Annotated in this window: 18 protein-coding genes and 1 pseudogene; 12 read left to right on the plus strand and 7 right to left on the minus strand. The window is 70.2% G+C overall.

Going from position 1 to position 21,197, the window contains the following annotated elements; translation table 11 throughout:
- From DY218_RS11240 to DY218_RS11260, 5 genes and pseudogenes are all read right to left on the minus strand, one after another.
- Positions 1 to 516 (minus strand): annotated as a pseudogene (locus DY218_RS11240) (ABC transporter permease); the annotation flags it as partial.
- Positions 513 to 1,352 (minus strand): ABC transporter ATP-binding protein, encoded by an 840-nt coding sequence (locus DY218_RS11245; RefSeq protein WP_128555923.1) that lies wholly within the window; start codon positions 1,350 to 1,352, stop codon positions 513 to 515. The gene DY218_RS11245 and the pseudogene DY218_RS11240, both read right to left, overlap by 4 nt.
- A gap of 118 nt (positions 1,353 to 1,470) precedes the next feature.
- Entirely contained in the window at positions 1,471 to 1,992 is a 522-nt protein-coding gene (locus tag DY218_RS11250) for an AAA family ATPase (protein ID WP_128555813.1), read from the minus strand.
- A 41-nt stretch (positions 1,993 to 2,033) separates the two neighbouring features.
- Positions 2,034 to 2,972, minus strand: coding sequence for a sigma-70 family RNA polymerase sigma factor (locus tag DY218_RS11255; protein WP_128555814.1), 939 nt, complete (start codon positions 2,970 to 2,972; stop codon positions 2,034 to 2,036).
- Positions 2,973 to 2,982: 10 nt separating this feature from the next.
- On the minus strand, positions 2,983 to 4,176 hold the full coding sequence (locus DY218_RS11260; RefSeq protein WP_128555815.1) for an NAD(P)/FAD-dependent oxidoreductase: 1,194 nt from the start codon (positions 4,174 to 4,176) through the stop codon (positions 2,983 to 2,985).
- A 201-nt stretch (positions 4,177 to 4,377) separates the two neighbouring features.
- Here DY218_RS11260 and DY218_RS11265 point away from each other — a divergent pair, with 201 nt between their 5' ends.
- On the plus strand, positions 4,378 to 5,412 hold the full coding sequence (locus DY218_RS11265) for an Rv2578c family radical SAM protein (RefSeq protein WP_128555816.1): 1,035 nt from the start codon (positions 4,378 to 4,380) through the stop codon (positions 5,410 to 5,412).
- A 196-nt stretch (positions 5,413 to 5,608) separates the two neighbouring features.
- On the plus strand, positions 5,609 to 7,231 hold the full coding sequence (locus DY218_RS11270) for an alpha/beta hydrolase (RefSeq protein WP_128555817.1): 1,623 nt from the start codon (positions 5,609 to 5,611) through the stop codon (positions 7,229 to 7,231).
- A gap of 72 nt (positions 7,232 to 7,303) precedes the next feature.
- On the opposite strand, the gene DY218_RS11275 is transcribed toward DY218_RS11270, so the two are convergent.
- A complete protein-coding gene (locus DY218_RS11275) occupies positions 7,304 to 8,491 on the minus strand; it encodes a hypothetical protein (protein WP_199566699.1) in 1,188 nt (395 codons plus the stop codon).
- Positions 8,492 to 8,597: 106 nt separating this feature from the next.
- On the opposite strand from DY218_RS11275, the gene DY218_RS11280 reads away from it, so the two are divergent.
- Positions 8,598 to 9,140 carry a GNAT family N-acetyltransferase gene (locus DY218_RS11280; protein WP_233521513.1) on the plus strand — a complete coding sequence of 181 codons (543 nt, stop codon included), beginning with the start codon at positions 8,598 to 8,600 and terminating at the stop codon, positions 9,138 to 9,140.
- 37 nt (positions 9,141 to 9,177) lie between these two features.
- On the opposite strand, the gene DY218_RS11285 is transcribed toward DY218_RS11280, so the two are convergent.
- Positions 9,178 to 9,762: a HEAT repeat domain-containing protein gene (locus DY218_RS11285; protein WP_128555818.1), complete on the minus strand. Its 585-nt coding sequence runs from the start codon at positions 9,760 to 9,762 to the stop codon at positions 9,178 to 9,180.
- Positions 9,763 to 10,095: 333 nt separating this feature from the next.
- Between DY218_RS11285 and DY218_RS11290 the strand changes: the two genes are divergently transcribed.
- From DY218_RS11290 to pssA, 9 genes are all read left to right on the plus strand, one after another.
- Positions 10,096 to 11,880 (plus strand): 3-hydroxyacyl-CoA dehydrogenase family protein, encoded by a 1,785-nt coding sequence (locus tag DY218_RS11290; protein WP_128555819.1) that lies wholly within the window; start codon positions 10,096 to 10,098, stop codon positions 11,878 to 11,880.
- 112 nt (positions 11,881 to 11,992) lie between these two features.
- The gene (locus tag DY218_RS11295; RefSeq protein WP_233521514.1) at positions 11,993 to 12,808 is read left to right on the plus strand and encodes a TetR family transcriptional regulator; all 816 of its coding nucleotides are present in this window, start codon (positions 11,993 to 11,995) and stop codon (positions 12,806 to 12,808) included.
- Positions 12,809 to 13,329: 521 nt separating this feature from the next.
- Positions 13,330 to 14,667, plus strand: coding sequence for a crotonyl-CoA carboxylase/reductase (gene ccrA / locus DY218_RS11300; RefSeq protein WP_128555821.1), 1,338 nt, complete (start codon positions 13,330 to 13,332; stop codon positions 14,665 to 14,667).
- 22 nt (positions 14,668 to 14,689) lie between these two features.
- Positions 14,690 to 16,750, plus strand: a complete 2,061-nt coding sequence (locus DY218_RS11305; protein WP_128555822.1) for a protein meaA — start codon at positions 14,690 to 14,692, stop codon at positions 16,748 to 16,750.
- Positions 16,747 to 17,712: an HpcH/HpaI aldolase/citrate lyase family protein gene (locus DY218_RS11310; RefSeq protein WP_128555823.1), complete on the plus strand. Its 966-nt coding sequence runs from the start codon at positions 16,747 to 16,749 to the stop codon at positions 17,710 to 17,712. Before DY218_RS11305 ends, DY218_RS11310 begins: the two co-directional genes overlap by 4 nt.
- A gap of 6 nt (positions 17,713 to 17,718) precedes the next feature.
- On the plus strand, positions 17,719 to 18,249 hold the full coding sequence (locus DY218_RS11315) for a MaoC family dehydratase (RefSeq protein ID WP_128555824.1): 531 nt from the start codon (positions 17,719 to 17,721) through the stop codon (positions 18,247 to 18,249).
- Between the two features lie 2 nt (positions 18,250 to 18,251).
- Positions 18,252 to 19,457 (plus strand): acyl-CoA dehydrogenase family protein, encoded by a 1,206-nt coding sequence (locus DY218_RS11320; protein WP_128555825.1) that lies wholly within the window; start codon positions 18,252 to 18,254, stop codon positions 19,455 to 19,457.
- A gap of 168 nt (positions 19,458 to 19,625) precedes the next feature.
- Positions 19,626 to 20,282, plus strand: coding sequence for a phosphatidylserine decarboxylase (locus DY218_RS11325; protein WP_128555826.1), 657 nt, complete (start codon positions 19,626 to 19,628; stop codon positions 20,280 to 20,282).
- Complete coding sequence (gene pssA / locus DY218_RS11330; RefSeq protein WP_128555827.1) at positions 20,269 to 21,126, plus strand: CDP-diacylglycerol--serine O-phosphatidyltransferase; 858 nt, start codon at positions 20,269 to 20,271, stop codon at positions 21,124 to 21,126. Before DY218_RS11325 ends, pssA begins: the two co-directional genes overlap by 14 nt.
- Positions 21,127 to 21,197: the final 71 nt, after the last annotated feature.

Here is a 21,197-nt window from a genome sequence, read left to right on the forward strand (position 1 = left end):
CGCAGCCGTTTCGAGCACGATCGTGTCGCCGACGCCGGCCTTCGCCGTCCGGGCCGTATCCGCGTCGAGTACGACCTCGCCGCTACGGGGCGCGGAACCGGAGGCGAGCGCCGTGCCCGTGAAGGCATGCGAGCCCCAACCATGCCCGGTCAGCGCGCCCTTGCCCTGCCGTACCGGGAAGCTGAAGTCCGCCACCGCCGCCCGTGCACCGGGCGCGCGAGCCGCCCTGTCCACGAGCGCGGCGTCCACCCGCGCCGTGTCCGGCAGCGGATGCGCCGACTCGTACCGTTCGTCGCCGCTGCCGACGGCGAGGCGGGCCTGCTGGTCGGCCGCGGCGACGACGGGCGCGTGCGCGTACCGGTCGGCCGGCACCGAGGCACGCAGCCCGGTCTCCAGGAGGATCCCGCAGGCCGACACGATCAGCGACGCCATCAGCAGCGCGACGAACGTCCCCACGAACGACGCAGGCTTGAAACGGACCGCCGCACGCGCCAGCCCGTTCGGTACGCACCTCACGCCGCGACACCCGCCACACCTGCGACATCTGCCTGCGGGCCGGTGCGGGCGCCGGCGGTGAGCGCCGCCATCCGTGCCGCGATCTCCTCGGCCGTGCCGTCGTCGACACGGCCCGCGAAGGCGCCGTCCTGGAGGAACAGGACGCGGTCGGCCCAGGCCGCGGCGGCCGGGTCATGGGTGACCATGACCACCGTCGCTCCCAGGCGCGAAACGGCGTGCCGCAGCAGACCGAGGACCTCCGCGGCCGTGCCGGTGTCGAGAGCGCCCGTCGGCTCGTCGGCGAAGATCACATCCGGCTCTGTCACCAGTGCCCGCGCGATCGCCACCCGCTGCTGCTGACCACCGGAGAGCTCGCCGGGCCGGCGCTTCGCCTTCCCGTCGAGACCGACACGGGCGAGCGCCTCCGCGGCCAGGCGCCGGTCCTGTCGCCGGCCGGCGAGCCGCAACGGCAGCAGCACGTTCTGCTCCACGGTGAGGGACGGCAGCAGGTTGAAGGCCTGGAAGACGAAACCGATACGGGCACGGCGCAGCTCGGTCAGCGCGTTCTCCCGCAGCCCCGTGATCTCCGTACCGCCAAGGCGCACCGAACCCGCCGACGGGCGGTCGAGGCCCGCGGCGCACTGCAGGAAGGTGGACTTGCCGGACCCGGACGGGCCCATCACCGCGGTGAACGTGCCGCGCGGCAGGGCCAGATCGACACCGGCGAGCGCCTGCACGGCCCCGGCGCCCCGGCCGTACTGCCGCCGGACGCCGCACAGTTCGACGGCGAGACCGGGAGTGCCCTCGGCCTCCGGCCGTTCGTCCGGCATCCGCCGCCTGCTCCTGCGCAGCCCCATGATCCGCCCTCTCACGATCTGCTCGTTCCGGTGCTTTCGAAGCTACGGATCGTGGTGATCACGGACCATGGCGGCTGCCGCCGAATCAGGGGTGGGGAAAACCCGACCGTCCCGCCGATCAGCCCTTGACGGACTCCGCGACACGCAGGGCGGCCTCGGCGGGTGAGAGGTGCGTGGTGTCGACGACCTCGGCGTCCTCGTGCAGCCAGGTGCGGCACGCCTCCGCGTACGGCTCCAGGTGGTCGAGGCGGAACTCCGAGGGCCCCATGACCTCGTCCCCCTCGATGCGCCGGCGCAACGTGTCCTGGTCGGCGTGCAGGACGAAGTGCCGTACGGGGATGGCGTGTCGGGCGAGGCCTGCGCTGATCTCGCGCCAGTACTCCTCCACCAGCACGGTCATCGGCATCACCAGGGTGCCGCCCGTGTAGTCGAGCACCCGCCGGGCGGTCTCGACGACGAGCGGCCGCCACGGCGGCCAATGCTGGAAGTTCCCCGTCGAGGGCAGCGCCGGCTTGATGTCCATCAACGCCTCGCCGACCTTCTCGGCATCGAACACCCGCGAGTCCGGCAGCAGTTGCTGCACCAGCGCGCTGGTCGTCGTCTTGCCGGCCCCGTGCGTCCCGTTCAGCCATACGATCATGGGCGTGACGCTAGCGTCCGCACGGTCCCGGGCGACAGGTCTCACCAGGCGTCGATGACCGGCGCGTCGGATGCGTGGCTCCCCCACGCCTCACTGAGGCGCTGCAGCCGCGCCGCGTTGCCGACGCCGCAGAGGGACGCGACCTTGCCGTCCCGCACCTCGATCGCCACGGCACCGACCACACGGCCCTCGATCACGGCCACGACGGCCGTGGCGCCGTTGACCTGCGCAAGGTGCATCGCGGGCGAGCCGCCGGCGAGGCGTCGCTTGGCGGGCGTGGGCGTGAAGCCGGCGCGCACGAAGGAGGCGACCCGCTCGGGCGTCGTGTGGTGCACGAGCCGCTTGCTCAGTCCGGCGCCGTCCGACACCACCGTCACGTCGTCGGTGAGCAGCGCCACCAGACGTTCGGTGCGCCCCGACACGGCGGCGGCCAGGAACTCCTCGACCACCGGGCGCGCGGAAGCGGGGTCGGCCGCGGCACCGCCTCGGCGCTCGACGGTGACCCGGGTGCGCGCCCGGTGGGCGTGCTGCTGACTCGCGGCCTCGGTGATGTCGAGGATCCCGGCGACCTCGGCATGGCTGTACGAGAAGGCCTCCCGCAGCACATAGACGGCTCGCTCGACCGGCGAGAGGCGTTCCAGGAGCAGCAGTACGGCCAAGGACACCGACTCGCGCTGCTCGACGGTATCGGCGGGTCCCAGCATCGGATCGCCGTCGAGGAGCGGCTCGGGCAGCCAGGCACCCGCGGCGCGCTCGTGGCGCATCTGTGCCGAGCGGAGCCGGTCGAGGCATACGCGGGTGACGACCTTGGTGAGCCATGCCTCCGGCACCTCGACCCGGGCACGGTCGGCGGCCTGCCAGCGCAGGAAGGTGTCCTGCACGGCGTCCTCGGCGTCGGCCGCCGAGCCGAGCAGACGGTACGCCAGCGAGGCCAGCCGGCCGCGGCTGGCCTCGAACCGGTCGACGGCGGTGCGCTCCATGCGGGACAGCCTATGCAGCAGCCCGCACGCCGGGCCGCTCGGTCGCGGCGGCCAGCCGGCGCCTGCGCTTCGGCATGCCGAAGGTCGGGTGGACGATGCTCCATCCGGCGCCGTTGAGTATGCCCGCCTTGAGCCGAGCGGCGGCCCGGCCGCCCAGGTACCAGGCCTTCGCGTGGGCGTCCTCGTCGACCATCTGGAAGATGGCGTCGCGCCGTCCGAGGCTGATGTGGTTGCCGACGTAGTTCATCCGGGTGGCGGGGACTTCGCTGCCGGTCAGGCGGGCGATGATCGCGGCGGTCGCCTGCATGCTGGTGTGGCCGGCCGAGGCGCAGGACATCGGCAGCGGCAGGCCGTTCGCGCCGATCGCGTAGGCGCTGTCGCCGGCGGCGTAGATATCCGGGTGCGAGACCGAGCGCATGCTGCGGTCGACGACGATCTGGCCGGTGCCGGCGACTTCGAGGCCGCTGTCGGCCGCGAGGGGCTGGACGGCGAACCCGGCCGCCCAGACGGTCACATCGGCGGGGACGGACCGGCCGTCGGCGGCGATCACCCGTGTCGGCTCGACTGCTTCGACGGCGGTGTGCTCGTGGACCGTGATGCCGAGCCGGTCGAAGGCCTCCCGCAGATGCCGGCGTGCCTTCGGGGAGAGCCAGGCGCCGAGCTCTCCGCGGGCGGCGAGCGCGACCGAGAGGTCGGGCCTGGTCTCGGCGAACTCGGTGGAGGTCTCGATGCCGGTGAGCCCTTCGCCGACGACGAGGACGCTGCTTCCCTCGGCAAGGTCGGACAGGCGCCGGCGCAGCCGCAGCGCCGACGACCGGCCGGTCACGTCGAAGGCGTGCTCGGCCACGCCGGGGACGCCGCCGCGGTGGTCCGCGGAGCTGCCGAGCGCGTAGAGCAGCGTGTCGTACTCGATCTCGGCGTCGCCTCCCTCACCGGTGACGGCGACGGTCCTGCGCTCGGGGTCGACGCCGGTGACGTGTGCCAGGCGCAGCCGAATCCCGGTCCCAGCGAAGACGTCGGCGAGCGTGCGGGGTGCGAGGTCCCGACCGCTCGCGAGCTGATGCAGCCGCATCCGCTCGACGAACACGGGTGCGGCGTTGACGACGGTGATCTCGGTGTCGGCCGGGGAGAGCCGGCGGGCCAGGTTTCCGGCGGCGTAGGCGCCGGCGTAACCGGCTCCCAGTACGACGATGCGGTGCTTCATGGCGTGCTCCTGTTCTCCTGCGCGGGCCCTTTGAACGAGATGGCGGCCCGATTGCTGACAGGCACCGCATGTGATGTGGATCACTACGACGACGCGACGCCCACCACCCCCGCCGAAATGCGTCGCAACACTCCGCCCTCGCTTCGCACGATCAAGGGAACATGTGTTCTATTCTCGATGCAGTGCTATCCAGGAGGCGACATGCGCTGGGACAACCTCACCGAGGGGACGACGGACGCCGCGCTCTTCGGCGCGGATTCCGTGACCACCAGGACGTTCGACACCCCCGAGTTCCGGGGCGTGACCTTCCACGAGATCCGGGCCAGGTCGATCGTGAACCGGGTGCCCGGCGCCTCGCGGATGCCCTTCGAGTGGACGGTCAACCCCTATCGGGGCTGCACACACGCGTGCGTCTATTGCTTCGCGCGCAAGACGCACAGCTATCTCGACCTCGACACCGGCCTCGGCTTCGACTCGCAGATCGTGGTCAAGGTCAACGCGCCCGAGCTGCTCCGCCGCCGCCTCGCGGACCGTCGCTGGCACGGCGAGCACATCGCGATGGGCACCAACGTGGACTGCTATCAGCGGGCCGAGGGCCGCTACCGCCTGATGCCCGGGATCATCGCGGCCCTGCGCGACCACGCGAATCCGTTCTCGATCCTCACCAAGGGCACGCTGATCCTGCGCGATCTGGACCTGCTGCGGGAGGCGGCCGCGGTCACCGAGGTCGGCATCTCGGTCTCGGTCGGCTTCACGGACCAGGCACTGTGGCGCACGGTCGAGCCCGGCACCCCTTCGCCGCAGCGCCGACTCGACGTCGTACGGACCCTCACCGAGCACGGCATCGGCTGCGGCGTCCTGATGGCCCCGGTGATCCCGTACCTCGGCGACTCCCCCGCCGCGCTCCGGTCGACGGTGCGGGCGATCGCCGAGTCGGGCGCGACCTCGGTCACCCCGCTGGTGCTGCATCTGCGGCCGGGGGCGCGCGAGTGGTTCATGGCCTGGCTCTCCGAGCACCACCCCCATCTCGTACGGCGGTACGAGCGGCTCTACGCCGGCGGGGCCTATGCGCCCACCTGGTACCAGCGCCGGATCACCGGCCAAGTGCACGAACTGGCCGAGGAGTTCGGCATCGGGCCCGGGACGCGCGGGGGCGCGCGCCGGATATCCCGCACGCCGGAGCCCGCGCCCGCGTCCGGGCGCGACGATGCACCGACCCAGCTCACACTTCTCTGACGCCCACTCAGGCCCGTACCAGCGGACGGGACATCCCGCCCCGCGCCGAGGGCCACTTGGGCGCTGATCGCCCACCCCGCGGCCCTCTTCCAGCCGACTTCGGCCCTGAATACGCCCCTCCGGGCGGGTTTTCCGGGACGATGCGCCTCGGACTGTGACCGGCACAGTCCGGAGGTTCCCCGTCCCGGGAGGTCGGATGAGAAAACGCGCAGTCGCCGTGCTCGGCACCGCCGCCGTACTGAGCGGCATGGTCACGGCGGTGCCGTCCGCGGCGGGCACCGCAGCACCCGCCGCCGCGCCCAGGCCCGCGGCCGAGCGAGCGCCCGTCAAGTGGACGGACTGTTCCACCGACGACTACCCCACGCTGCAGTGCGCCACGGTGAAGTCCCCCCTCGACCACGACCGGCCCGGCGGCCGGCAGATCACCCTGGCCCTGTCCCGGGTCCCGCACACCGCGAAGAAGTCCCAGGGCCCGCTGCTCGTGAACCCGGGCGGCCCGGGCGGCAGCGGCCGCTCACTCGCCGGCTTCGTGGCACGCTCCCTGCCGAAGGACGTCGCCTCCCAGTACGACGTGATCGGCTTCGACCCGCGCGGCGTGGGAGCGAGCAAGCCTGCGCTGGACTGCAAGCCGGGGTACTTCGACCCGGTCAGGCCCGACTCGCTGCCGGCCGGCGGCGGTGCCGAGCGCGCCAATCTGGCGCGGGTGAAGGACTTCGCCGAATCCTGCGGCAAGAAGCACGGCTCGCTGCTGCGGTACATGGACAGCGCGAGCGCCGCCGAGGACATGGACGTGATCCGTCAGCAGCTCGGCGCCGAGCGCATCAACTACCTCGGCTACTCCTACGGCACCTACCTCGGAGCCGTGTACGCCAAGCTGCACCCCGAGCGGGTGCGCCGCGCCGTCTTCGACTCCGTCGTCGACCCGTCCGGTGTCTGGTACGAGAACAACCTGGGCCAGAACGTGGCCTTCGAGTCCCGCCAGCAGGCGTTCACCGCCTGGATCGCGAAGCACGACGCCACCTACGGGCTCGGCGGGAACCCGGCCGAGGTCGAGGCCAAGTGGACCCGGATGCGCCAGGCGCTGGCCCGGAAGCCGGCCGGCGGCAAGGTGGGCGCGGCCGAGCTGGAGGACACCTTCCTGCCGGGCGGCTACTACAACGGCTACTGGCCCGACCTGGCCAAGGCGTTCGCCGCGTACGCCAACGACGGGAAGACGGCGCCGCTGGTCGACGCGTACCAGAAGTTCGGCGCGGTGGATGCCGCGGGCGACAACGGCTACTCGGTCTACACGGCCGTGCAGTGCCGCGACGCGGGCTGGCCGCGCGACTGGAACCAGTGGCGGCACGACATGTGGCGCTCGCACGCCAAGGCCCCGTTCATCACCTGGAACAACGCCTGGTACAACGCACCGTGTGCGTTCTGGCCGACGCGTTCGCTGCAGCCGACCGACGTGACCAATGCGAAGCTGCCGCCAGTGCTGCTCTTCCAGGCCACCGAGGACGCGGCGACCCCGTACGAGGGCGCGGTCTCGCTGCACCACCGGCTGCGCGGCTCGAGCCTCGTCGTCGAGGAGGGCGGCGCCAACCACGGCGTGACCCTCGCCGGGAACAAGTGCCTCGACCGGCACCTCGCGGACTACCTGGACACCGGCAAGGTCCCGCGCTCGGCAGGCGTCGCCGACGCGATCTGCGACCCGCTGCCCGAGCCGGAACCGGCGAAGGCCACCCGGGCGGCGTCCGCCAACGGTCCGGAGAAGGCTCCGGCCTCCCGCGGCTCACAGGCCGCCTCCCTGCACGACCTCCTCGGCCACGACTCCTGACCACGGCCGGCACGGCAGCCGGTGGCCCGCTCCCACGGACCACCGGCTGCCCGGGAGTTGCCCGCCGGCCGGTCAGACCACGTCGGCCGGCAGGATCGGCTCGGTGAGCAGGCGCCGCACCCGGGACTGCCGGTCCGGTTCGTCGATCCAGGTCTGCAGCAGCCGCCAGCCGTGGAAGTAGCCGAGGACGTACGTACCCATGACGGGTGTGCGCAGCGAGCCGAGCGCCCAGGCGGTCTCCGCTTCGGAGAGCAGGGCCCAGCGCTTCAGGTAGGCGGCGACCTCCGCGTCCGGCCGGCCCTCCGCGGCGAGCATCGCCGCATTGCCCCAGGCTCCCCAGAGTGCGTTGCGCGCGTCGTGGATCGCAGCGAAGTCGCTTCCGTCCAGGGGGATTTCGAGCGGGGTGAGCACCTTGTCGGTGATCCAACGCTGCGCCTCGTCGCCGGGGAAGGCGACCTGTTGGGCATGCAGGCCGAGGCCTTCGCTGACCACGAACGGCGGCGAGATCATGAAGCGGACCGCATGCTCCGGCTGGTGTGCGAGATGGACGCCCTTGAGCAGCGATTCGGCGATGTGGCCCGGGAAGCCCTCGTGGGCGACGACGTACAGCAGGTCGGCCGCGTTGAAGGGGAAGCTGTCGTTGATGTACATCGTGCCGCGACCGGCGCCCGCGTAGTGCCCGCGGTGCGGGCCGGGGTCGAGCCGCACGCCGATGTCGATGTCGAGCCCGTCGGGCAGCTCGACGATCGTGCGGGTACGGGCGACGGTCTCGGCGATGGCGGACCGCACCAGATCCGCGACGCGGTCGACCGGCACGCTGTGGGACTGCTGCCAGGCGTGCAGCCGCCCGGCCAGCGGACCGGGCCCTGACGGCAGCGCGGCGGACAGTTGGGCGTGGGCGGCCTCGAAACGGTCCTCGGGCTGCCGGTCCACGGTCACGCCGAGACACTGCCGCGCATGCTCGGGGAAGGGGACGTCCGCGCCGTCCACCTGCCGGACCATCGCACGCATGGCGGTGAGCTGCGCGGTCAGACAGGCGGCCCGGTGGCCTTCGAAGGGGATGTCCGCCTCGAGCGCGTCGCACTCCTCGACCAGCTGCGCCGGCGGGGCGGGCTCCGGTGCCGCCACCTCGGACCGCAAGGCGTCGGGGCCGTCGTAGATGAGCATGGTGCCGCCGCCCGACTCGGCGAGAAGGCGGTCGGTACGCAGGGCGAGCAGGGCATAGGAGCGCAGCCAGTCACTCGGGACCTGAGTCGTCATGACTCAACCATGGCGCAGTCGGACCGGGCTCGCGAAGACCTGCCGCAGCCGCCGCAGTCCCCGGGCGCATCGGACGCCCGAAGCGACACGGCTTACGCTCCGCACCATGGACGTACGGGTACGCGAGATGACCGCGGCGGACGCCGGGGCGGTGGCTTCGGTCCGGGTGCGGGGATGGCAGAGCGCCTACCGCGGCCTGATCCCGGACGGATATCTCGACGCGATGGACATCGCGGCGAACACGGCGCGGCTGCGCGCACGCGTGCTGCGGCGCGATCCGTCGGTCAGCGATCTGGTCGCCGAGCGGGAGGGTGCGGTGGTCGGCTGGGGGTGCGTCGGACCGTACCGCCACGACGAGGAGCCGGCACCGCAGCAGGGCACCGGCACGGACGGTGAGCTGTACGCCCTCTATGTCGACCCGGATCAGGTGGGCACGGGCGCCGGCCGGGCCCTGATGCAGGCGCTCCTCGATGCCGCGCGTGCGGCCGGGCACGGCCGGGTGCTCCTGTGGGTCCTGGAGGGCAACGACCGCGCCCGCCGCTTCTACGAACGCGCGGGCTTCGCCGCGGACGGCGCCAGGGAGCCGTTCGAGGTGGACGGCGTCGCGGCACCCGAGGTGCGCTACTGCCGTTCCCTGTCGGGCAGTTGAGGGAGTCGAAGGAGTCGTAGGAGCCGAGGGAAGAGGCTCAGACCTGGGCGACGCGGCCGAGCGCGCCGGCCGCCGCGGCCGCGAGGCGCGGATGTCCGGTGGCGGCGGTCAGCACCGGCTCGGCCCGGGGGTCACCGAGGGCGCCCAGGCCCTCGACACAGGCAAGCGCGACCCGCCAGTACGGGTCGTGCGGCGCCGCAAGTCGCCGCTCCAGGGCGGTGATCAGGGCCGGTGCGGACTCCGGTGCGCGCAGCGCGGTGAGCAGCCGTACCGGGTGCAGGGCATAGGCGACGCGGAGTTCGTTGGTGGCGAGGGCGGCGGCCGCGCGTGCGGTGCGCGGATCGCCGAGGCGGGCCAGGGCGTGTGCGGCGGCCTCGCAGCGGTCGGGGTCGCGGTGGTTGAGCAGCAGGACAAGGGTCTCGAAGGCCCTGCGGTCGCCCGCCCGGCCGAGCCGGAAGGCTGCCGTCTCCCTTGCCCACAAAGGGCGTTCGGGTTCCACCAGGACACGGGCGAGTGTGTCGTGATCGTCCGTCGAGCTGAGGAGTTCGAAGGCGGCTTCGGCGCCTGCCGCGCCGGCCTCTCCCCGTAAGCGTGCCGTCACCGATCGCAACAGTTCGTCCATGGGGCCAGGGTAGCGAGCGATCCAGCTCACATGCCCCGGACAGGATCCGGGTCTGGCGCGCTCGTTACTGGGCGGTTAAGCTCATACGAGCGGGTGACGGACAGTCCCTGATCCCGCACCTCACGGCGGCCTGGTGACGCAGCCGCCGAGAGCGCCAGTCGGTTCGGCATCGAGCAGTACGCGTACGACGTGGTTCCGGGACAGGACCCGTCGCTTCTCCCACCCGGCGCACCCGCGCCCGGTGGCGACACTCAACTCCCGCACCGGGCAGGCCACTTCATGCCGCCCCTCGTGCGCACCGACTCAGTCGTCACTCACTTCCTGGAGTCCGCGATGGACCGTACCTCCTTGCAGACCGTGGCCGTTGTCGGCCTCGGGACCATGGGCACCGGCATTGCCGAAGTGCTCACCCGCGCCGGCCGCGAGGTCATCGGCATCGACATCAGCGAGGTGGCGGCCGCTCAGGCGGTCACCGCACTCGAGACCTCCACCGCCCGCGCCGTGCAGCGCGGCCGGCTCACCGAGGAGCAGCGCGCCGACGCCCTCGCCCGCTTCCGTACCTACTCGGAGCTCGCGGCCGCCGCCGACGCGGACCTGGTCATCGAGGTCGTCCCGGAGTCGTACGAGATCAAGCACCAGGTGCTGCGGGAGCTCGACGGCGTGGTGCGCGCCGACGCGGTCCTGGCGACGGGCACCAACGCGCTGTCCGTGACGCGTCTGGCCGCGGACTCCGCCCGTCCGGAGCGCGTGGTGGGCCTGCACTTCTTCAACCCCGCACCGGCGATGAAGCTGGTCGAGGTGGTCTCCTCGGTGCTGACCGATCCGACCGTGGTGGACGCGGTGACAGCTCTCGCGCTCGACCTCGGCAAGGAGCCGGTCGCGGTCGGCGACCGCCCCGGATTCGTCGCGGACGGCCTGCTCTTCGGATACCTCAACCAGGCCGCGGCCATGTACGAGGCGCGCTACGCGACCCGCGAGGACATCGACGCCGCGATGAAGCTGGGCTGCGGACTGCCGATGGGCCCGCTCGAACTGCTCGACCTGATCGGCGTCGACACCGCACGCACCGTCCTCGAGGCGATGTACGCCGACTCGCACGACCGGCTGCACGCACCGGCGCCGATCCTGGGCCAGCTCAGCGAGGCCGGTCTGACCGGCCGCAAGGCGGGCCGCGGCTTCTACACGTACGAGGCGCCCGGCAGCGCCACCGTGGTCCGGGACGCCCTCACCCCGATCGAGGACGGCCCGCTGGCCGGCGGACGTCCGGTCTCGTCGGTGGGCGTCGCGGGCTCCGGGACGATGGCGTCGGGCATCGCCGAGGTGTTCGCGAAGGCCGGTTACGCCGTGGTGCTCGCGGCACGCAGCGACGAGAAGGCGGGGAAGGCCAAGTCCCGTATCGCCAAGTCGCTTTCGCGCTCTGTCGCCAAGGGCCGCACGACCCAGGAGAAGGCCGATCGGACGCTGGCCCTGATCACTCCGGCCGGTTCGCTCGACGCCTTCGCGGAGGTGGATCTGGCGGTCGAGGCGGTCGCCGAGGACCTGGAGGTCAAGCAGCAGCTCTTCACCACCCTGGACAAGGTGTGCAAGCCCGGGGCGGTGCTCGCCACCACCACCTCCTCGCTGCCGGTCGTCGCCTGTGCGCGGGCCACCTCGCGCCCGCAGGACGTGATCGGTATGCACTTCTTCAATCCGGCCCCGGCGATGAAGCTGGTAGAGGTGGTGCGCACGGTGCTGACCTCGGACGATGCCCACGCCACGGTCCGCGACGTGTGCACCCGGGTCCGCAAGCACCCGGTGGACTGCGGCGACCGGGCCGGGTTCATCGTGAACGCGCTGCTCTTCCCGTACCTGAACAACGCGATCAAGATGGTCCAGGAGCACTACGCGACCCTCGACGACATCGACACCGCGATGAAGCTCGGCGGCGGCTACCCGATGGGCCCCTTCGAGCTGCTCGACGTCGTCGGGCTCGATGTCTCGCTCGCCATCGAGCAGGTGCTGCACCGTGAGTTCCGGGACCCGGGTCTCGCGCCGGCGCCGCTGCTCGAGCATCTGGTGGCCGCGGGCTGCCTCGGCCGGAAGACGGGCCGCGGCTTCCGCGAATATGCCCGGCGCTGAGGAACGTACGGGCTGGGGAGGGCTGCTCGATCCGTCGGGCGGCCCTGCCCCGGTTCCGGGAAGGTCCGTACCGGAGCAACATCCGGGCCTGTACATGGGTTACGTTCAGTGCATGCCCAAGGCCGCCAAGTCCCCCCGTACGTCCCCCGCTCCCGACGCTCCCGAGAGTGCGGCAGGAAGCCGCGCGGCCGCCCAGCGGCTCAAGATGCGCAGGGAGCTCGCGGCCGCGGCCATGGAGCTCTTCGCGACGAAGGGCTACGAGGCGACGACGGTCGACGAGATCGCCGCGACCGCCGGAGTCGCCCGCCGGACCTTCTTCCGGCACTTCCGCTCCAAGGAAGAGGCGATCTTCCCGGACCACGACGACACGCTGATCCGCGCGGAGGCGGTGCTGAATGCGGCCGCCCCGCACGAGCACCCGCTCGACACGGTGTGCCGCGGCATCAAGGAAGTCATGAAGATGTACGCGGCCTCGCCGGCGGTCTCGGTGGAGCGCTACCGGCTGACCCGCGAGGTGCCGACCCTGCGCGAGCGGGAGATCGCCTCGGTCGCCCGCTACGAGCGGCTGTTCACCCGCTATCTGCTCGGCCACTTCGACGAGCACGCCCACCACGACGGCAACGACGACCCGTTGCTCGCCGAGGTCGCGGCGTCCGCGGTGGTCACGGCACACAATCACGTACTCCGCCGCTGGCTGCGCTCGGGCGGTCAGGGCGATCTGGAGATCCAGCTCGACCACGCCTTCGCGATCGTCCGCAAGACCTTCGGAACCGGTATCGGCGCCGGGCGCGACCCGCAGGCGCCCGCCACCGCCTCAGCCGCGACGGTGCAGAGCAGCGGGGACGTACTGGTCACAGTGGCCCGCACCGACGCCCCTCTCGACGAGGTCATGCGCACCATCGAGAGCGCCCTGCGCGAGCACTCCTGAGCGACCGTCCGGGCCGCCCGGACACTCCGTGCCATCCCGGGGTCCCGAGAGGGCTCCACAGAGCGCCGTACGAGCCGGTCACCGGCCCGTACGGCGCTTCCTTTGTGCTCGGACGACACCAGGGTGATGCATGGCACTGCATCTGACCTGCAATGATCGATCATCGCTCATTTGAAGCGGCGAAATGACAACTGAGAAAAATTGTTGGCACTGCGTGCCTTGTGGACTGGCACGCGGTGTCATACGTTGAAGGTGTCCGGGCGGCCGGCGTGCAGAGAACATCCGTACGCCGGCTGTCCCCAGGCACCCCTGCACGCCAGGGAGCCCAGCGCCCGGACGCCTGCGTCACAGGCACCTCCCGCGCCCACCCGGCGCTGCCGCACCACCGCTCCACCTCCGCCGAACCGACGGCACGAGCAGTCCCCAACAACATCCCGACGCCCCTCGAGCGTTCCCCTCGACGCTTCCCCAGGCGCCCGGCACGGCCGGCCCGGGGAGACCCTTTCGCCGGAGGCAACACCGTGAAGGAAATCCTGGACGCGATCCAGTCGGCCGACGCCACGTCGGACGACTTCGCCGCACTCCCCCTGCCCGACGCGTACCGCGCCATCACCGTGCACAAGGACGAGACCGAGATGTTCGCCGGTCTCGAGACCCGCGACAAGGACCCCCGCAAGTCGCTGCACCTGGACGAGGTGCCGGTCCCCGAACTCGGCCCGGGCGAGGCCCTGGTGGCCGTCATGGCCTCCTCGGTCAACTACAACTCGGTCTGGACCTCGATCTTCGAGCCGCTGTCCACCTTCGGTTTCCTGGAGCGGTACGGCAGGGTCAGCGAACTCACCAAGCGCCACGACCTGCCGTACCACGTGATCGGCTCGGACCTCGCCGGCGTCGTGCTGCGTACCGGGCCCGGCGTGAACGCCTGGAACCCGGGTGACGAGGTCGTCGCGCACTGCCTGTCGGTGGAGCTGGAGTCCTCCGACGGACACAACGACACGATGCTCGACCCCGAGCAGCGGATCTGGGGCTTCGAGACGAACTTCGGCGGACTGGCCGAGATCGCGCTGGTCAAGTCGAACCAGCTGATGCCCAAGCCCGACCACCTCAGCTGGGAGGAGGCCGCCGCCCCCGGCCTGGTCAACTCCACCGCGTACCGCCAGCTGGTCTCCCGCAACGGGGCCGGCATGAAGCAGGGCGACAACGTGCTGATCTGGGGCGCCAGCGGCGGACTCGGTTCGTACGCCACCCAGTTCGCCCTCGCCGGCGGCGCCAACCCGATCTGTGTGGTCTCCAGCGAGCAGAAGGCGGAGATCTGCCGGAAGATGGGCGCCGAGGCGATCATCGACCGCAACGCGGAGGGCTACAAGTTCTGGAAGGACAAGCAGAACCAGGACCCGCGCGAGTGGAAGCGATTCGGCAAGCGCATCCGTGAACTGACCGGCGGCGAGGACGTGGACATCGTCTTCGAGCACCCCGGCCGGGAGACCTTCGGCGCCTCCGTCTACGTCACCCGCAAGGGCGGCACCATCGTCACCTGCGCCTCCACCTCGGGCTACCAGCACGAGTACGACAACCGCTACCTGTGGATGTCCCTGAAGCGCATCATCGGCTCCCACTTCGCCAACTACCGGGAGGCCTGGGAGGCCAACCGGCTGATCGCCAAGGGCAAGATCCACCCCACTCTGTCCAAGGTCTACTCCCTGGACGAGACCGGCCAGGCCGCCCACGACGTGCACCGCAACGCCCACCAGGGCAAGGTCGGCGTCCTCGCGCTCGCCCCGCAGGAAGGCCTCGGCGTGCGCGACCAGGAGAAGCGCGAGCAGCACCTCGACGCGATCAACCGCTTCCGGAACGTCTGAACCCCGCGAGGAGCAGCGGCTTATGACTGAGCGTCAGGCACCCAGAGAAAAGGACCGGCCGTGGCTGATGCGGACCTACGCCGGCCACTCCACGGCGGAGGCGTCCAACGAGCTGTACCGGCGCAATCTCGCCAAGGGCCAGACGGGTCTGTCGGTCGCCTTCGACCTGCCGACCCAGACGGGCTACGACCCGGACCACATCCTGGCCCGCGGCGAGGTCGGCCGGGTCGGCGTACCGGTCTCCCATCTCGGTGACATGCGACGGCTGTTCCAGGACATCCCCCTGGAGCAGATGAACACCTCGATGACCATCAACGCCACCGCCATGTGGCTTCTGGCGCTCTACCAGGTCGTGGCGGAGGAGCAGGGCGCGGACACCAGCAAGCTCCAGGGGACGACGCAGAACGACATCGTCAAGGAGTACCTGTCGCGCGGTACCCATGTGTTCCCGCCGGGCCCCTCGCTCCGCCTGACCACCGACATGATCGCGTACACGGTGTCCCACATCCCCAAGTGGAACCCGATCAACATCTGCAGCTACCACCTCCAGGAGGCGGGGGCCACTCCGGTCCAGGAGATCGCGTTCGCGATGTCCACCGCCATCGCGGTGCTCGATGCCGTCCGCGACTCGGGGCAGGTCCCCGAGGAGAAGTTCGGGGACGTCGTGGCCCGTATCTCCTTCTTCGTGAACGCGGGTGTCCGCTTCATCGAGGAGATGTGCAAGATGCGGGCGTTCGGGCAGATCTGGGACCAGGTCACCCGCGAGCGTTACGGCATCGAGAACGCGAAGCAGCGCCGCTTCCGCTACGGCGTGCAGGTCAACTCCCTCGGCCTGACCGAGGCGCAGCCGGAGAACAACGTCCAGCGCATCGTGCTCGAGATGCTGGCCGTGACACTGTCCAAGGACGCCCGGGCCCGCGCCGTCCAACTCCCGGCCTGGAACGAGGCGTTGGGCCTGCCGCGGCCCTGGGACCAGCAGTGGTCGCTGCGCATCCAGCAGGTCCTCGCGCACGAGAGCGATCTGCTCGAGTACGAGGACATCTTCGCCGGTTCGCACGTCGTCGAGAAGAAGGTCGACGCGCTGGTCGCCGAGTCGCTCACCGAGATGGACCGGATCCAGGAGATGGGCGGCGCGATGGCCGCCGTCGAGTCGGGCTATCTGAAGTCTCAGCTCGTCTCCTCGCACGCCGAGCGCCGGGCCAGGATCGAGGGCGGCGAGGAGAAGATCGTCGGCGTCAACATCTTCGAGTCGACCGAGCCCAATCCGCTCACCGCCGATCTGGACGCCGCGATCATGACGGTCGACCACGAGGTCGAGGCGAAGGTGGTCCGGGCCATCGGCGACTGGCGGACCACCCGTCAGGAGTCCACGGACCGGCAGGGCATGGGCGATCCGTACCACTACCCGACCACCCAGCAGGCCCTGGAGCGCCTGAAGGAGGCCGCGGCCGGCACCGAGAACCTGATGGAGGCCACTCTGGAGTGCGCACGGACCGGGGTGACGACCGGCGAGTGGGCCGAGGCGCTGCGTGAGGTGTTCGGCGAGTTCCGGGCGCCCACCGGGGTCTCGTCGGCGCCGGTCGCGGTGGCCGCGGAGGAGGGCACGCCGCTCGCCGTCGTCCGCGAGAAGGTCCGCCGCACCGGTGACGAACTCGGCGGCAAGCTGCGCCTGTTGGTCGGCAAGCCCGGCCTCGACGGGCACTCCAACGGCGCCGAGCAGATCGCCGTACGGGCCCGCGACGCCGGCTTCGAGGTGGTCTACCAGGGCATCCGGCTGACCCCGGAGCAGATCGTGTCCGCCGCGCTCGCCGAGGACGTGCACTGTGTCGGCCTGTCGATCCTGTCCGGGTCGCACGCCGAACTGGTGCCGGATGTGCTCGACCGGCTGCGCGAGGCCGGCGCCCCCGACATCCCGGTGATCGTCGGAGGCATCATCCCCAACGCCGACGCCGAGGACCTGAAGCAGGCGGGAGTCGCCGCCGTCTTCACCCCCAAGGACTTCGGCATCACGGAGATCATCGGCCGTATCGTCGACGAGATCCGCACCGCGAACAAGCTCGACCCTCTGGAGGTCCCCGCATGACCAGCCCCGTCAACCGCCTTCGCCCCCGCCGTTCGTGTCTGGCCGTGCCCGGCTCGAACCCGCGCTTCCTGGAGAAGGCCCAGGGCCTCCCCGCCGACCAGGTCTTCCTCGACCTGGAGGACGCCTGCGCCCCGCTGGCCAAGCCGGACGCCCGGCACACCATCGTGAAGTTCCTCAACGAGGGCGACTGGACCGGCAAGACGCGGGTGGTGCGGGTCAACGACTGGACCACCGAGTGGACATACCGCGACGTCGTCACGGTCGTCGAGGGCGCGGGCCAGAATCTCGACTGCATCATGCTGCCGAAGGTCCAGGACGCCCAGCAGATCGTCGCCCTCGACCTGCTGCTCACCCAGATCGAGAAGACGATGGGCTTCGAGGTCGGCAGGATCGGCATCGAGGCGCAGATCGAGAACGCCCAGGGCCTGAACAACGTCAACGCGATCGCCGAGGCGTCCCCGCGCACCGAGACCATCATCTTCGGCCCCGCCGACTTCATGGCGTCCATCAACATGAAGTCCCTGGTCGTCGGCGAGCAGCCGCCCGGCTACCCGGCGGACGCCTACCACTACATCCTGATGAAGATCCTCATGGCCGCCCGCGCCAACGACCTCCAGGCGATCGACGGCCCGTACCTGCAGATCAAGAACGTCGACGGGTACCGCGAGGTCGCCGCCCGCGCCGCCGCCCTCGGCTTCGACGGCAAGTGGGTGCTGCACCCGGGCCAGGTCGAGGCGTCCAACGAGATCTTCTCGCCGTCCCAGGACGACTACGACCACGCCGAGCTGATCCTGGACGCGTACGACTACTACACGTCCGAGGCGGGCGGCAAGAAGGGCTCCGCGATGCTCGGCGACGAGATGATCGACGAGGCCAGCCGCAAGATGGCCCTGGTCATCTCCGGGAAGGGCCGGGCCGCCGGCATGCAGCGCACCACCCAGTTCGAGGCCCCGGAGGCGTAAGACATCATGCAGTTCGGCCGCACCTACGAAGAGTTCACCGTCGGGGACGTGTACAAGCACTGGCCCGGGAAGACGGTGACCGAGTACGACGACCACCTGTTCTGTCTGCTCACCATGAACCACCACCCGCTCCACATGGACGTCAACTATGCGGAGAGCACCACGGACTTCGGCAAGAACGTCGTGGTGGGCAACTACATCTACTCGCTGCTTCTCGGCATGTCCGTGCCGGACGTCTCGGGCAAGGCGATCGCCAATCTGGAGATCGAGTCGCTGAAGCACGTGGCGCCGACCTTCCACGGCGACACGATCTACGGCGAGACGACCGTCCTGGACAAGACGCCGTCGAGGTCGAAGAACGACCGCGGGATCGTGCATGTGGAGACCAAGGGCTACAAGCAGGACGGCACGCTCGTGTGCGTGTTCCGCCGCAAGGTGATGGTGCCCACCGAGACGTACATCAAGGAGCGCGGCGGCGAGCAGCCGGGCCGCCCCGAGCTGCTCGACGCTCCTAAGAAGACGCAGGAGAAGAAGTAACCATGAGCCGACTCGCGCAGACCGCCGGTCTCACCGACATCCAGCAGGAGATCCTCTCCACCGTCCGGGACTTCGTCGACAAGGAGATCATCCCGGTCGCCACGGAGCTCGAGCACCGCGACGAGTATCCGCAAGCGATCGTGGACGGACTCAAGGAGTTGGGCCTGTTCGGCCTGATGATCCCCGAGGAGTACGGCGGTCTGGGCGAGTCGCTGCTCACCTACGCGCTGTGCGTGGAGGAGATCGCCCGTGGCTGGATGAGCGTCTCCGGAATCATCAACACCCACTTCATCGTGGCGTACATGCTCAAACAGCACGGCACGCAGGAGCAGAAGGACACCTTCCTGCCGCGGATGGCGGCCGGCGAGGTGCGGGGCGCGTTCTCGATGTCCGAGCCGGCGCTCGGCTCCGATGTGTCGGCGATCACGTCCAAGGGTGTTCAGGACGGCGAGGAGTACGTCCTCAACGGCCAGAAGATGTGGCTGACGAACGGCGGTTCGTCCACTCTGGTCGCTGTTCTGTGCCGAAGTGACGAAGGACACCCCGAGGGCACTCCGGCGCACAAGTCGATGACCACTTTCCTTGTCGAGAAGGAGCCCGGATTCGGTGAGGTGCGCCCCGGACTCACCATTCCCGGCAAGATCGAGAAGATGGGTTACAAGGGCGTCGACACGACCGAACTCATCATGGACGGACTGCGCATTCCGGCCAATCGCGTGCTCGGCGGCACCACTGGCCGCGGGTTTTACCAAATGATGGACGGCGTGGAAGTCGGCCGGGTCAATGTCGCGGCCCGTGGTTGCGGTGTCGCGCAGCGTGCCTTCGAACTGGGCGTCTCCTACGCGCAGCAGCGGCACACCTTCGGCAAGGCCATCGCCCACCACCAGGCGATCCAGTTCAAGCTGGCCGAAATGGCCACCAAGGTCGAAGCCGCCCATGCGATGATGGTGAACGCAGCACGCAAAAAGGACTCCGGAGAGCGAAACGACCTCGAAGCAGGGATGGCGAAGTACCTCGCCTCCGAGTACTGCAAAGAGGTCGTGGAGGACGCGTTCCGGATTCATGGCGGTTACGGGTTCTCGAAGGAGTACGAGATCGAGCGTCTCTACCGCGAGGCACCCATGCTCTTGATCGGCGAAGGTACCGCCGAGATCCAGAAAATGATCATTGGCAGGCGGCTACTCGAAGAGTATCGACTCCAGGGCTGAATATCCCTTTCGGGATGTTTCCTTCGGGATGAAGCTCACGCCGAGTCAACACTCTTCGGCCGCCGACTCGGCTTCCTGGCTTGCCCAGTTGCAGCCCGCAACCGGTACCATCCCCGAAAGCCGCCGTCCCCCGTCACTGCGCGGCATCATCCGCTACGAAGGTCATCCATGCCCCACAGCCAAACCTCTGCACCACGCGACGGCGCCCTCAGGGGCCGACTTGCTCGCGGAGCATCGCCGTGGCTCCTGCCGACCGTCGCCACCGCAGCCATCAGCCTCGCCCGCTCGCGCCGTTCCGGCGCCGCGAAGGCCGTGGCCGTCCCCGCCACCGCGCTTGCGGCGGGGATGCTGTGGTTCTTCCGCGACCCCGAGCGCGAGATCACTCAGGGCCGGGTCATCTCCCCGGCCGACGGTGTGGTGCAGAGCATCATGCCGTGGAAGGACGGACGCACCCGCGTCGCGATCTTCATGAGCCCGTTGAACGTTCACGTGAACCGTGCGCCGCTGGCCGGCTCGGTGACCTCCGTGGAGCACGTACCGGGCGGATTCGTCCCGGCGTTCAACAAGGAGAGCGAGAACAACGAGCGGGTGGTGTGGCACTTCGACACCGAGCTCGGTGACATCGAGATGGTGCAGATCGCCGGCGCGGTGGCCCGCCGTATCGTCCCGTACATCCCGCAGGGCACGAAGGTGGAGCAGGGCGAGCGGATCGGCCTCATCCGGTTCGGCTCCCGCGTCGACCTCTACCTCCCCGAAGGAGTCGAGGTCGATGTCGAGGTCGGACAGAAGACCGTGGCTGGGGTGACTCGCATTGACCGTGCTTGATCCCGACACACCGACCGGGTGGGCGCCCGGAGCCGACGACGAGGACGACCCGACCGAAGACATGCCGCTGTCCATGCGGCTGTCGATAGCGGACACCCTCACCCTCGGCAACGCCACCTGCGGCTTCATGGCCGTGTACTTCACCACGACCGGCATCCTGATCCCGCACCTGATGGGCAGCGACGAGTCGGGCATGGCCCGGCACAGCGCGGCCACGGCCGTGATCCTGATGCTGTGCGCGGCCGTCTTCGACCTCTTCGACGGACTGGTCGCGCGCAAGCTGCGCAGCTCGCCGATGGGCGCCGAGCTGGACAACCTCTCGGACCTGATCAGCTTCGGCCTCGCGCCGGCGTACTTCGTCCTCGTCTACGGCATGGTCGCGGACGACGCGCACCAGCGGGTGGCCGCGGTGGGGGCGATCGTGGTGCTTCTGGCGGTGGTCCTGCGGCTTGCCAGATTCTCCTGCGTGACCCTGAAGGACGGCACCTTCCAGGGCATGCCGAGCCCGTTCGGTGCGCTCACCGTGGTCTCGATCGTGCTCCTCGAGCTGCCCTTCGTGGCGACGCTGCTCGCGATCGTGGGCACCGCCTGGCTGATGGTGAGCCGGGTCGAGTACCCGAAGCCGCGCGGCCCGCTGGCGGTGGCGATGCTCTCCTGGATCGTGGCGGCCATGGGGCTGCTCGCGGCCTGGGCCTTCGACGCCCCCGGCGGCCAGCTGCTCCTGCAGACCGGCTGCGCGCTGCAGCTGGTGCTCGGCGCGGTGATCCCGCTGTTCGCCACGGCCCGCCGGGTGAACAACTTCCGCGGCAACCGCCGGGACGCACGGGCGGCCCAGCTGCCCTGATCGACCCGCCGCAGACGTACGTACGACGAGGGCCCCGAACCGGCGCGATCGGTTCGGGGCCCTCGTCGTAT

The sequence above is a fragment of the Streptomyces triticagri genome, from assembly GCF_003429565.1.
Lineage (GTDB): Bacteria > Actinomycetota > Actinomycetes > Streptomycetales > Streptomycetaceae > Streptomyces > Streptomyces triticagri.